Here is a 13,794-nt window from a genome sequence, read left to right on the forward strand (position 1 = left end):
ATTGTATATATAAGGTAAAGATAAGATAACTTCAGTTTTTCAATTTCGTATATATTATTGGTTTGGTTGGTTATTCCCAATGCTTTGAATTGAATTGTTGAAAAGTTTGTATGGAAAAAATAGAAATATTTTTAATTTAATAATTAAATTTGTTTAGATTTGTATAATTAATATATTGAGAAAGTTATGAAGAAAAATTTTACTTCTTTCTTTTTCCTCTTTTTGTTTGCGATTACCAGTGCACAATGGAGTCCCACGACATTTCGAGGGGAAAAAGCCAGAGCTAGTTCTGATATTAAGAACTATTACTCTTTGGACATTTCTCTGCTAAAGTCTCAATTGGCGAAAGCTCAGGAAACGGGAAAAAATGCAAAACCCGTCACGATTTCTTTGCCAACTTTAGATGGGAAAATTGAAAAATTTGCCGTTTACAGCTTCCCTGTGGTAGTGAAAGAACTGGCAGATCAGTATCAACTAGGCTCTTATGTAGGAGTTGGGGTAGATGACCCCGGCAAATATCTGAGATTCAGTTTAGCGCCGGATGATTTTCAGTCGATGATCATCAAGGATGGTAAATATGAATTTATAGAGCCTGCTGATAAAGACAAGACAGTTTATGGTGTGCATCCAAAAACTGATAAAAGTAACGAAGGGTTCCTTTGTTCGATGAACGAAGACAGGCTGTCCAAGCAAGAGATAGCAAATCTTTATTCAGCAGGAAAATCATTTGTCAATCAGACAACAAACTTTGCCAAGTCATCTGACAAAAAGTACAGAACGATGAGACTGGCAATGTCTGTAACAGGTGAATATACGCAGTACTTCGGCGGTACCGTTGCTAATGCTTTAACAGCAATCAATGCAACACTAACTAGAGTAAATGGGGTATTTGAAAAAGATTTTGCTTTACACCTTAATTTACAGAATTTTCCAAATGTAATTTATACCAATGCTGCAACAGATCCTTATTCGCCTGCAGCCCAGATGAATAACTGGAATTTGGAACTTCAGCAAACACTTACTGCTAACGTCGGGAATGCCAACTATGATATCGGTCACTTATTCGGTGCTTCCGGAGGTGGAGGTAATGCAGGATGTATAGGTTGTGTTTGTATAGATCCTACAAGTTCTACTTCACAGCAAAAAGGATCAGGATATACTTCTCCTGCAGATGGTATTCCTCAGGGAGATAATTTTGATATAGATTATGTAGCTCATGAGATAGGTCATCAATTGGGAGCAAATCATACATTCTCCCATGGTTTGGAAACAGCCGGAGTAAACGTTGAGCCGGGATCCGGGTCAACAATTATGGGATATGCAGGAATCACAGGAGCAAATACTGATGTTCAGGCTCACTCTGATCCGTATTTCCATGCAGTTAGTATCACTCAGGTTCAAAATAACCTATCGAGTAAAACTTGTGATGTAGAAACTGTAATTACAAACAATCCTCCAGTAATTGCAGCATTGCCTACTTATAATATTCCTAAAGGAACGGCGTTTGTTTTAACAGCTTCTGCTACAGATGCTGAAAATGATCCAATGACGTTCTGCTGGGAAGAGGTGGACAATGCAAGTGTAACGATTAATAAAAATAACTTAGGAACTACTGCAAGTGGTGCTACGTTCAGATCATTTAATCCAACGACAAGTCCAACAAGATATTTCCCTAAATTATCTTCTGTATTGGCTGGAGTTTTAAACAATTCTAACAATGGATGGGAATCTGTTTCCACAGTTGCAAGAACAACCAACTTCAGAGTTACGGTAAGAGATAACAATCCGGTGCCTACTCAGCAGCAGACTCAGTTTGCCAATCAGCAGATCATTGTTGGAAACGATGGGCCGTTCAAAGTAACGACAACCAATGCTTATAATAATGGTGCAACAAACGTAACTTGGGATGTAGTTAATACTACCGCTGCTCCATATAATGCGGCGAATGTAAAAATTGATTACACAACAGATAACGGAGTAACCTGGACAGTAGCTTCTGCTTCTACACCTAACGATGGAAGCGAGTCTCTTAATTTAACGGGACTTACTTTGGGAGGAACAGTTAAGATCAGAGTAAGTGCTATTGGAAACGTATTCTATGCCATCGGAAGTGCAACAGTAACTTCTTTACTTACTTGTACCGGAGCAGCTCCTACAGGTATTGTTGTTTCTGCGATTACCCAGACTACAGCTACAGTTACCTGGGCAGCTACAACGAACTCTACTTATGTAGTTCGCTACCGTCCGGTAGGAAGTACGACTTGGATTACAGTGAATGCTGCAACAAACTCAGTAAACCTTACAGGTCTTACTGATGGTATTCAATATGAAGTTCAGGTTTCCACAGTATGTAGTGGTGTTCAGGGACCTTTCTCTGCTTCTACTAACTTTACAACTTTAGGACTTACTTATTGTACCATGACCTCTAGTAACTTTGCTGACGAGTATATTTCTAATGTTACGGTAACTCCTGTTGGAGCTTCTGTGATGAGCAATAATTCCGCGGGTTCTACTTATACAGATTATTCTACTACACCAAGTGCTTTAGTTAATTTAGTCATTGGTTCTACTGGAAATACGATTTCTGTTAATAAAGCTTGGACAGGGACAGTATATAGTGAAGCTGTAGGAGTTTGGATCGATTTCAACAGAAACGGAGTTTTCGAAGCTACTGAGCAGGTAATGAACTCTGCAGCAAGTACAACGACTCCTGTAACGGCTACTTTCAACGTTCCTGCAACAGCTTATAACGGACCTGCAACTACTAAGATGAGAGTTGCATTACAATTCAGCTCTTCTCCGGTAATGTGTACAAGTTATACGTATGGAGAGGTTGAAGATTATGCTGTAAAATTAATTCAGCCAATTGCTTGTACAAGTAATGCGCCGCTAAATTTATCTGTAACAAATATTACAGCAACTTCTGCATATGTAACATGGGATCCTGCAACGGGTGCAACCTATGTTTTACAATACAGACAGGTAGGTTCTCCGACTTGGATTACAGTTCCTTTAACAACGAATGCTTACACCATAAACAATCTTCTTGAACAGACTCAATATGAAGTTCAGGTAGCGTATGTTTGTTCGGGAACTACGGGAACATTTACTGCTCCTTTGCAATTCACGACTCCGGCGGTAACCTATTGTAATATTACTTCTACAAATAATACGAACGGTTATATTTCTAACGTGACAGTTGCTCCAACGAATTCTTACGTGATGAGTAATAATTCAGGAGCCAATTCATATACGAACTATTCTCCGGATCCTGCCAAATTGGTAACATTGGTTCGTAACTCTACGAATAACACAATTTCTGTTTCTAAATCTTGGTTAACAACCACAACCTCTTCATTAGCTGTTGGTGCGTGGATTGATTTTAACAGAAACGGTATTTTTGAAACAGGAGAAAGAGTAATCAGTACTACAGCAAGTACAACAACTCCAATTACTGCTACATTTATAGTTCCTACAACTGCTTATAATGGTCCGTTAACACTTAGAATGAGAGTTATTTTCTCTACTTCTACCATTACAGATCCTTGTGCAACAGTTGCAAACGGAGAAATCGAAGATTATGCAGTTAAGATCATTGATCTTGCAGCTTGTACAACGGCTCCTCCAACTCCTATTGTTGTTTCAAACGTTACAGCTTCCACAGCTTTGGTTTCTTGGATCAATGCAACAGGAGCTACTTACACATTAAGATACAGAACAGGTACTGGTGCTTGGACGGTAATTGCTCCGGCAACTAACCCTTATACTATTATAAACTTAAATGCATCTACTACTTATGAAGTACAGGTTGCAACTATTTGTGGTGGTGTTACAGGAGCTTGGTCTGCATCTACCAATTTTACAACTCCTGCAATTTCATATTGTAATTCAGGTACTGCAACTGTAACTGACGGATACATCAATAATATTACGGTTACAGGTACGAATACACCGATGATGTCTAACAACTCAGGAGCGAGTACCTATACAGACTATTCTAATGATGCAACAAAGATTATTACATTAGCTCGTAATTCTACAGGTAACGTACTTTCTGTAGGAAGAACAATCTTATCAAGTACATATTCTACCTATGCATGGATAGATTTTAACGGCGATGGAATTTTTAACAACAACCCAACTACAGTTGCTGGTGGAGAAAGAATCATGAACTTAGGGTATTCTTCCACAACTCCGGTTACTGCTACTTTCCCTGTTCCTGCCGGAGCTTACTCTGGTACGAATAAAGTGAAAATGCGTGTTATTGTATATTTCTTAACACCTACAGATGCTTGTTCACCACTTACAAGTAATGGTGAGGTAGAAGACTATCAGGTTAAATTTGTAGATATTCAGCCTTGTACTACGGCTGCTCCTACAGGTATTACAATGACTAACATTGGTGCGACTACTGCTACTGTATCCTGGATCTCTTCTACAGGGGCAACTTATTTAGTAAGATGGAGAACTACTAACCCGGTTGGAACTTGGAATACTTCTCTGGTCGTTACAGGAAATACGTATAATATTACAGGACTTACTGAACAGACTGCTTATGAAGTACAGGTAGCTACAATTTGCGGTGGAGTTCAGGGACCTTGGTCTAGTTCTGTACTGTTTACGACTACGCCAATTACTTATTGTAATATGACGGGTACAGGAACTACCGACTTTATTTCAAACGTTACAATAACTTCAGTGAATCCGGGTATTCCTCCAATGAGTAATACTTCTGTACAGACAAATTATATCAGCTATACCACTCCGGCTACATTGGTGAACTTAGAAATAGGTTCTACAGGTAACCAGATATCAGTAGCTAAAGGCGGAGCACAAAATGATGCTGTTTCGGCTTGGATCGACTTTAACAGAAATGGCGTATTTGAAACCACAGAGCAAATTATGGCTTCTGCAGCAAGTACTACAACTCCTGTTACAGCATTGTTCAACGTTCCTGCAACAGCATATAACGGACCTTTAACAACGACAATGAGAGTTGTTCTTAAACGTACAAGTGCTCCTGTTATGTGTCAGAATGCAGTAAATGGAGAAGTAGAAGATTATGCGGTGAAATTGAGACCTTGTTCTACTACAACACCAACTAACTTAGCCTTCAATACCATTACTCATACTTCTGCGAATGTTACATGGACAGTACCTACAGGTGGTCTTACATTTATCGTAAGATACAGAGTAGCGGGAACTACTACTTGGACTCAGGTGGTTGTATCAACATTAACAGGTAATCCTCCATTGGCTTTAACAGGTTTAACGCCGGCTACAACGTATGAAGTACAGATAGCTGGAAGCTGTGGAACAACTCCTGGAACATTTACACCAACTCAGACATTCACAACAAGATGTGATCCAACCCCTCCGAATGTAACAATCGGAACGGTTACCACAAATTCAGCAGTAGTAACATGGGCTCCAGTTGTACCAAGTGCTACTTATGTAATCAGATACAGAATTGTAGGTACAGGAACATGGACGACAGTGAACGTTACTGCAGCACCATTAAATACGTATACTCTTACAGGTTTAAGCCCTTATACAACTTACGAAGTACAGGTGGCAAATATCTGTAACGGAGAAACAACTGTTAATCCTTGGTCTAATCCTAAAGTATTTACTACGGAAAGAACTTGTCAGTTGCCTCCTCCGGGACTTACTATTACAGCGATTACACCGACAACAGCTCAGGTAACATGGGATCCTTTCCCGGGTGCTACTTATATCTTGAGATACAGAAAAGTAGGAATTCCGAGCTGGACAATGGTACCGTCTAATACCAATACGATTACCCTTACAGGTTTATCTGAATTGACACAGTATGAAATGCAGGTAGCAAACGTTTGTAGCGGAACTCCGGGAACGTATACACTGCCTTATTACTTCACTACACCAACTATTGTGTACTGTCAGATGGCATCTACAGGGGCTATAACTTCAGAATATATTTCTAAAGTTACAGTAACGCCAAACGGTAAACCTCAGATGACGAATATTTCTGTAGGATCTAATTATTCAGATTATACAGGAGTTCCGGCTAAATTTATTGAATTGATCCAGGGATCTACGGATAACAAGATCGTGATTGATAAAAAATTAGCAGGAAACAATAAAGCAGGAGTTGCAGTCTGGATCGATTTCAACAGAAACGGATACTTCGATATCAACGAAAGAATCCTTGCGGACGGACCAAACAGCAATCCTACAGCAAGTACGACGTTTACAGTACCTGCAGATGCGTTCATCAGTCTGGTAGACTACAAATATGTAGTGATGAGAGTGGCAATGGGCAAAGATATCATTCCGGTAAATTGTAACAGCTTCCCTGATGGAGAAGTAGAAGATTACACGGTAAGAATTTCTAAACTTCCGGTTGCTAATTCGATCAATCAGACAGATGTTATGATTTATCCGAATCCGGTGAGCTCAGTGTTGTATGTGAAAAATATCAGCAAAAAAGCGAATTATAAGATCTATAATTCAGCAGGACAATTATTGTCAAGCGGTATTATCTTAAACAACAAGATTGACGTTCATAACCTGATAAATGGACTTTATGTAATAGACATTTTGGATGGAGACACCATTTCTGTTCAGAAGAAATTTATTAAAGAATAATACATTTAATCATTAATCAACTTAAGCAGGCTCTCATTTCTGAGAGCCTGTTTTTTTTACCTGAAGAACAGAAGCATGAAAAAACTCGTTAGAAATAATCCAACGAGCTTAATTTTATTCGATATCGAAGACGATCTTTTCGGTTTGTTCCTTGAGATCTTCAAGATTGGTATTGTTATAAATAATGCAGTCTGCAAGTTTTATTTTGTCTTTTTCCGGCATCTGTTTTTCCATCACTGCCTGAACTTCGCGGTAGGTTTTTCCGTCCCGGTCCATTACTCTTTTTATTCTGATATTATCTTCAGCGGTAACAAGTAAAGACTTATAACATTGCTGGTTTAATTTTAATTCAAACAATAAAGCCGTTTCTTTAAAAACCAGATACTTTGTCTGTTTTTTCACCCACTCTTCAAAATCTGTTCTTACAGCAGGATGAATAATTTCATTTAAGCTCTGAAGAAGATCTTTATCATTAAAAACCTTTTCAGCAACAAATTTTCGATTATAAAATCCGTTTTCGTCATAGGCTTCATCTCCTAAAAGTTCCCTGATTTTCAGCTTTAAATCATCGTTGTCGTTTACGATATCTTTCGCCCTGTCATCCGAATAATAAACCGGAAATCCGAACTCTTCAATGAATTTGGCAACCATAGTTTTTCCCGAGCCGATTCCGCCTGTTAAACCAATAATTTTGGGTGCAGATAAGGGATCAGGTTCTGCTTTCTGAGTTTCTGAATGTAATTCCTCCATAATCAAAAATTAATATCCAAAAACATCATTAAAACTAAACGTCTCGTCTAATCTTACCCCTTTTTCAGTCATTTTCAGGCTTGCCAGTTCGTTATGTGCGTCATGCTCAAAGAATAGTAAATATTCATTATCCACACACTGCTTAAGAAATTTACCCTTTTCTTCTAAAGTTAAAAGAGGACGCGTATCGTAACCCATCACATAAACCTGAGGAATGTGTCCCGCAGTCGGAATTAAATCTGCCGCGAAAACAATTGTTTTTTCCTGATACTGAATCACAGGAAGCATTTGCTTTTCCGTATGACCATCCACAAAAATCACATCCATTTTCAAATCCGGCGCAAAACCATAATTTCCGGTTGCAGGAAGGGGTAAAAAATTTAATTGTCCGCTTTCCTGAATCGGAATAATGTTCTCCTTCAGAAAACTCGCTTTTTCTCTTGCATTAGGTTCCGTTGCCCATTTCCAGTGATTTTCATTCGTCCAGAACTGTGCATTTTTGAAAGCAGGTCTGTAACCTGTTTTATCATCATTCCATTCAATCGCGCCACCGCAGTGATCGAAGTGAAGGTGAGTAAGGAAAACATCCGTGATGTCCTCTCTTACAAAACCATATTTCTTTAAGTTTTTGTCTAAATTATCGTCTCCCCAAAGCGAATAATGACCGAAAAATTTGTCGTCCTGCTTATTTCCAAGACCACAGTCAATTAAGATTAATTTTTTTCCGTCTTCCACAAGAAGAGAACGGGTTCCCAGTTCAATCAGGTTTCTTTCGTCTGCAGGATTTGTTTTTTCCCACAGACTCTTTGGGACGACTCCGAACATCGCTCCGCCGTCGAGCTTAAATTTTCCGCATTGTATTGGATATAGCTTCATATAATATTGAGTTTTTTATAATGTTGTTTATTTTTTATTTGAATGAAAATCTAAATTTTACTTCGAAATCAAGTTAAACTTAAAACAATTCACCCGGATTTCTCGGTACCGCAATATTCAGATGTTTGTATGCTTTTTCGGTAACCTCTCTTCCTCTGGGAGTTCTGATGATAAATCCTTCCTGAATTAAAAAAGGTTCATAAACTTCTTCCAGAGTTTCAGGATTTTCTGCAATAGATGTTGCCAGAGCAGAGATTCCGACAGGTTTTCCTTTAAAATTTTCGATCATGACACGCATGATTTTGTTATCCATCTCATCCAGACCAAATTCATCAACGTTTAATGAATTTAAAGCATATTTTGTAATATTAATTTCAATTTCGCCATTGCCTTTTATTTCTGCAAAATCCCTTACTCTTCTCAAAAGAGCATTGGCAATTCTTGGTGTTCCTCGGCTTCTTCTCGCAATTTCAATGGCCGCATCTTCATAAATTTTTACGCCCAGAACTCTTGCGCTTCGGATAATAATCATCGACAAAAGTTCAATCGTATAATATTCCAGTCTGCTTTGGATTCCGAATCTTGCCAACATCGGTTTTGTAAGCATTCCGCTTCGGGTTGTAGCTCCCACCAAAGTAAAAGGATTCAGCCCGATCTGCACACTTCTCGCATTCGGACCGGTTTCCAGCATGATATCAATTTTATAATCTTCCATTGCAGAATACAGATATTCTTCCACAACAGGAGAAAGACGGTGGATTTCATCAATGAAAAGCACATCATTTTCTTCCAGATTGGTTAATAAACCGGCTAAACTTCCGGGTTTATCCAAAACAGGTCCCGAAGTTATCTTGCAGTTTACCCCAAGTTCATTCGCGATGATATTGGCCAAAGTGGTCTTTCCCAAACCGGGAGGACCGTGCAAAAGAACATGATCCAGCGCTCCGCCACGCCTTTTTGCAGCCGTCACGAAAACTTCAAGATTTTCCAATGTTTTTCTCTGTCCGGCAAAATCTTTAAAACTCTGGGGACGAATCTGCTCTTCCTGCGCAAGTTCTTCGCGGGAATAATTTTCTTTATCGGGATGTAAAAAATCGGGCATTAATTCAATTTCATTTACCGTAAAGATAGGAAAATTGAGATTAAGAGTAAGGTTGATTTCATTAAAAATTAAGATTTGAGAACAACAGATATTTTAAGTATTTTTGAGAGAGAAAAAACAAGTTAAAATTTTTTTTAACTATTCTAAGCTGAGATTCCTACGGAATGACAAACTTTATGCAGATTTTTTGTCATGCTGAAAGCATCTAAGTAAAGTAATCAAACTATTGATCTAAACTTTAGCTTTAAACTAAATAAATGAAACTAATTGGTCCTTTCAAGCAGGTTGTAACACTTGCAAACCTTCCTTTAAGAGGAAAACTTTCAGACGAACAGCTTGAAATCATTCCCGATGGAGGAATTTTAATCGATAATAATAAAATCAAAAAGGTTGGAAACTTTGAGATTGTAAAATCCGAAAACCAGAATATAGAAATTGAAACGGTAAAAGGAGAGCAGATTGTTCTTCCGGCTTTCGTAGATTCCCACACGCATATTTGCTTTGGCGGAAACCGGGCGAATGATTTTGCCATGCGTAACGCAGGAAAAACGTACCTCGAAATTGCCGAAAGCGGAGGAGGAATCTGGAGCTCGGTGCAGCATACAAGAAATGCATCGGAGGAAGAATTGTTAAAAACTTTGCTCGAAAGAATTGATTTTTTAATTTCTCTTGGAATAACAACCATTGAAGTAAAAAGCGGTTATGGTTTAGACGCTGAAAACGAACTGAAAATGCTTCGCATCATTAAAAAAGCGCAGGAACAGACGAAAGCAACTCTGGTTTCGACCTGTCTTTCCGCACATCTGAAGCCAAGAGATTTTGAAGGAAGCAATGAAGAGTACTTGCACTATATTGTAACGGAAATTTTACCGAAAGTAAAAGAAGAGGATTTGGCAAAGCGGGTTGATATTTTTATTGAAAAGTCGGCATTTCAGCCCGAAGAAAGCAAAAACTTTTTGTTAAAAGCTAAAGAATTAGGTTTTGAAATTACTGTTCATGCAGATCAGTTTACTCCGGGAAGTTCAAGAATTGCAGTTGAAGTGGGGGCAAAATCTGCCGATCATCTGGAAGCCACCATTGATGACGATATTGAATTTATAGCAAAATCTGATACGGTGGCAACCGCTTTACCCGGTGCAAGTTTAGGATTGGGAGAAAAATTTACGCCGGCTAGAAAATTATTGGACGCAGGAGCGATTGTAGCGATCGCAAGTGACTGGAATCCCGGTTCTGCGCCAATGGGAAATTTAATTACACAGGCTTCCATTCTGGCAACATTTGAAAAGTTGACGACAGCAGAAGTTTTAGCAGGAATGACTTTCCGATCAGCTTTTGCGCTTGGTCTGGAAGATAGAGGAAGATTAACAAAAGGACAAAAAGCGGATTTTATGACTTTTAAAACCAATAATTTCCAAAATGTCCTTTATAATCAGGGAAGCTTAAAAGCGGAGAATGTTTATATTGATGGGATTAAAATTTAAAATAATTTAATGTTTTATATTACAGACTAAACTTAGATGCTTTCAGCATGACAATTTGAGCGTTTTAATATTGCGTAATTTTTGTCATGCTGAAAGCATCTAAACATAATTTAACACAAATGAGAAAAAATGTTCGAATTAAATGAAGGAATTTATAAATTTTATGTTTACATCTTAACCAATAAAAACAGAACAGTTTTATATACGGGAGTTACCGGAAACTTGCATCAGAGATTATCTCAACATATAAATAAATTAAATCCTGATAGTTTTACTGCAAAATATAATGTCTGTTTTCTGATTTACTATCAAAGCTTTGGCTGGATACATCAGGCGATAGAAAGAGAAAAAGAAATAAAATTATTAAAAAGAGACAAAAAACTTGAATTAATAAGAGCAATAAATCCCAATTTAGAATTTCTTAATTATCTTTTTGAATAAATTGCAGAGATGCTTCTGGCATAACAATTAAAACCACACACAAATTAAACTTATTAATGATGAACACGATTTGGCAGGGAAGATTAGACGGAGAAGAACTTCTTTTCCACAGAATATTTCAGAGGGTGAAAGAAGAAAATAATTATGATTTTATTTCACCTAAAGATTTCGTTTTACATGGATTTGCTGTAGATGAAGGCGTTAGGAGAAATAAAGGAAGACAGGGCGCAAAAGATGCTCCGGATATTATCCGTAAAAATATGTCGAATTTTCCTGTAATCCGTCCTGATTTTTCTTTGCTGGATTTTGGAAATATTACCTGTGATGACGGGAATTTAGAAAATACGCAAAACAGTCTTGCTAAAAATGTTTCCAAAGTGTTGCTGAAAGGAGGGAGATCTGTAGTTTTAGGCGGAGGTCATGAAGTCACTTATGCACATTATTTAGGCTTAAAAACAGCTTTTCCTGAACAGAAGATAGGCATCATTAACATCGATGCTCATTTTGATAACAGACAGCCTGAAAATGGAGTAGGAGCGAGTTCCGGAACCGGATTCTGGCAAATTGCTCAGGAAGGCGAAATTCATTCGCTGCATATCGGAATTCAGAGGAATTCAAATACTTTGAAATTATTTGATACCGCTCATCAGTACGGAATGAAATATATTCTTGCCGATGAACTTTTCTTTGAAAATTTACCTTCCGTTTACCAAAGAATTAATGATCTGCTCGACAGTGTAGATTATCTGTATCTTACGATTTGTATGGATGTTTTCAACGCTTCCATTGCTCCCGGAGTTTCCGCTTCCGCCTATAACGGAATTTTTGCTGATGCCACATTCATGCATTTTTACAGACACATTCTGAAAAGTGAAAAACTTTTGGCACTCGACGTCGCAGAGGTAAATCCTCAGTTTGACATACAGGACAGAACTGCAAGATTAGCCGCAACACTTATGAATGAGTGGTTTATGATTTAACATAAAAATTAACAATATTCCGATAGAAAAAATCATTATTTTATATAACCCGAAGGAACAGGATTTGTTGCTTCCAAGATGCTTGAAGAAAAGCATTAATTAAATTCGGCAAAGACTGAATTTAAAAACAGAAATTATAGTATGGAACAATTAATTGAAAATAAACTTATCAAAGCAGATAAGGCATTTTCAGAATGGAGAAAAGTACCATTCGAAGACAGACAGAAACTCATTGCTAAAGCAGCGGAAATCTTAAAAAACAATTCTGAAAAATTTGGAACGATAATTACTCAGGAAATGAACAAACCTATTTCAGAGTCTATTGCTGAGGTGGAAAAATGTGCTTTAATGATGAATTATTATGCAGATGCTGAAAATATTTTAAAACCAGAGAAAATTGATTCCGAATTCTCTTATTCTGAAGTTCATTATGTTCCAAAAGGGGTAATTTTAGGAGTAATGCCATGGAATTTTCCTTTTTGGCAGGTCTTGAGATTTGCCGTTCCGGCCATTTTAGCCGGAAATACCGTTGTTCTAAAACATGCGTCGATTTGTTTCGGAAGCGGAAGTGCTATCGAAGAAGTACTTTTGGAAGCCGGATTTCCGGAAGGAATTTTCCAGAATCTTGAGGTAAGTCATAAAGAAGTAAAAGGAATTCTCGAACATGATGCGGTAAAAGGAGTCAGTCTTACAGGAAGCGGAAAAGCCGGAGGAGAAGTAGCTTCTATTGCAGGACTAAATATCAAAAAATCATTGCTTGAACTTGGCGGAAGTGATGCATTTATTGTATTGGACGACGGAGATCTGGATGAAGCGGCAAAAGCAGGGGTAAAATCAAGACTTCAGAATTGCGGACAAACCTGTACCGCGGCGAAAAGATTCATCATTGATGAAAAAATTGAAGATGCTTTTCTTCCTATATTTATTGAAGAATATAAAAAATATGAGGTTGGAGATCCGATGGATAAAGAAACTAAAATTGCCGGAATGGCAAGACCGGATCTGGCAGATGAACTGGAAAAACAGTTTCAGAAAGCACTGGAACATGGTGCTGAAATCATTCTTCCTCTGGAAAGAATTTCTGAAAATGAATTCAGACCCGGTTTAATTCGTGTGCAGGAAGGAAATCCTATTTTACAGGAAGAGCTTTTCGGACCTTTGGGAATGGTGATGATTGCTAAAAGTGACGAAGAAGCTTTAAAAATGGCGAATGATATTCCTTTCGGGCTTTCTAATTCTGTATGGACAAAAGATCAATCGCGACAGTTATTTTTTATTGAAAATCTTGAATCTGGAACCGTTAATATTAACAGAATGACAAGTTCTGATCCGCGTTTTCCATTCGGAGGATCAAAAGCTTCAGGATATGGAACAGAGCTGTCTTTATTAGCTTTACGTGAATTTGTAACGGCAAGAACTGTTGTAGGAAATTATGAGTAAATAAGGAAGTTGGAAGAGGGGAGATGGAAGTTTATAAAAGTGTTGCTTAATTAACTTTCAATATTTATTCTTCTGATTTAGCCTGTAAAAATAA

At 37.8% G+C, this 13,794-nt stretch carries 8 protein-coding genes; 5 read left to right on the top strand and 3 right to left on the bottom strand.

Annotated features, from left to right (window positions below):
• Positions 1-186: 186 nt before the first annotated feature.
• Positions 187-6,630 carry a GEVED domain-containing protein gene (locus tag DD829_RS24055; RefSeq protein ID WP_228408111.1) on the top strand — a complete coding sequence of 2,148 codons (6,444 nt, stop codon included), beginning with the start codon at positions 187-189 and terminating at the stop codon, positions 6,628-6,630.
• A 114-nt stretch (positions 6,631-6,744) separates the two neighbouring features.
• On the opposite strand, the gene coaE is transcribed toward DD829_RS24055, so the two are convergent.
• The 3 genes from coaE to ruvB all read right to left on the bottom strand — a co-directional run bounded on the left by coaE (position 6,745) and on the right by ruvB (position 9,358).
• On the bottom strand, positions 6,745-7,380 hold the full coding sequence (gene coaE / locus DD829_RS03025; protein WP_108410724.1) for a dephospho-CoA kinase: 636 nt from the start codon (positions 7,378-7,380) through the stop codon (positions 6,745-6,747).
• A gap of 9 nt (positions 7,381-7,389) precedes the next feature.
• Positions 7,390-8,256 carry an MBL fold metallo-hydrolase gene (locus DD829_RS03030; protein WP_076390684.1) on the bottom strand — a complete coding sequence of 289 codons (867 nt, stop codon included), beginning with the start codon at positions 8,254-8,256 and terminating at the stop codon, positions 7,390-7,392.
• A gap of 79 nt (positions 8,257-8,335) precedes the next feature.
• Positions 8,336-9,358: a Holliday junction branch migration DNA helicase RuvB gene (gene ruvB / locus DD829_RS03035; RefSeq protein WP_108410725.1), complete on the bottom strand. Its 1,023-nt coding sequence runs from the start codon at positions 9,356-9,358 to the stop codon at positions 8,336-8,338.
• 257 nt (positions 9,359-9,615) lie between these two features.
• On the opposite strand from ruvB, the gene hutI reads away from it, so the two are divergent.
• The 4 genes from hutI to DD829_RS03055 all read left to right on the top strand — a co-directional run bounded on the left by hutI (position 9,616) and on the right by DD829_RS03055 (position 13,700).
• Positions 9,616-10,839, top strand: coding sequence for an imidazolonepropionase (gene hutI, locus DD829_RS03040; protein ID WP_108409620.1), 1,224 nt, complete (start codon positions 9,616-9,618; stop codon positions 10,837-10,839).
• Positions 10,840-10,968: 129 nt separating this feature from the next.
• Entirely contained in the window at positions 10,969-11,280 is a 312-nt protein-coding gene (locus DD829_RS03045; RefSeq protein ID WP_076390687.1) for a GIY-YIG nuclease family protein, read from the top strand.
• 59 nt (positions 11,281-11,339) lie between these two features.
• Complete coding sequence (gene hutG, locus DD829_RS03050; RefSeq protein WP_108409446.1) at positions 11,340-12,260, top strand: formimidoylglutamase; 921 nt, start codon at positions 11,340-11,342, stop codon at positions 12,258-12,260.
• Between the two features lie 141 nt (positions 12,261-12,401).
• Positions 12,402-13,700 (top strand): aldehyde dehydrogenase family protein, encoded by a 1,299-nt coding sequence (locus tag DD829_RS03055; RefSeq protein WP_108409442.1) that lies wholly within the window; start codon positions 12,402-12,404, stop codon positions 13,698-13,700.
• Positions 13,701-13,794 lie beyond the last annotated feature (94 nt).

Source organism: Chryseobacterium sp. HMWF035 (assembly GCF_003094695.1).
Taxonomy (GTDB): domain Bacteria; phylum Bacteroidota; class Bacteroidia; order Flavobacteriales; family Weeksellaceae; genus Chryseobacterium; species Chryseobacterium gambrini.

Coding starts and splice junctions, on each gene's coding strand:
- DD829_RS24055 (WP_228408111.1), top strand. CDS start 187: ATGAAGAAAAATTTTACTTCTTTCTTTTTCCTCTTTTTGTTTGCGATT.
- coaE (WP_108410724.1), bottom strand. CDS start 7,380: ATGGAGGAATTACATTCAGAAACTCAGAAAGCAGAACCTGATCCCTTA.
- hutI (WP_108409620.1), top strand. CDS start 9,616: ATGAAACTAATTGGTCCTTTCAAGCAGGTTGTAACACTTGCAAACCTT.
- ruvB (WP_108410725.1), bottom strand. CDS start 9,358: ATGCCCGATTTTTTACATCCCGATAAAGAAAATTATTCCCGCGAAGAA.
- DD829_RS03045 (WP_076390687.1), top strand. CDS start 10,969: ATGTTCGAATTAAATGAAGGAATTTATAAATTTTATGTTTACATCTTA.
- DD829_RS03030 (WP_076390684.1), bottom strand. CDS start 8,256: ATGAAGCTATATCCAATACAATGCGGAAAATTTAAGCTCGACGGCGGA.
- DD829_RS03055 (WP_108409442.1), top strand. CDS start 12,402: ATGGAACAATTAATTGAAAATAAACTTATCAAAGCAGATAAGGCATTT.
- hutG (WP_108409446.1), top strand. CDS start 11,340: ATGAACACGATTTGGCAGGGAAGATTAGACGGAGAAGAACTTCTTTTC.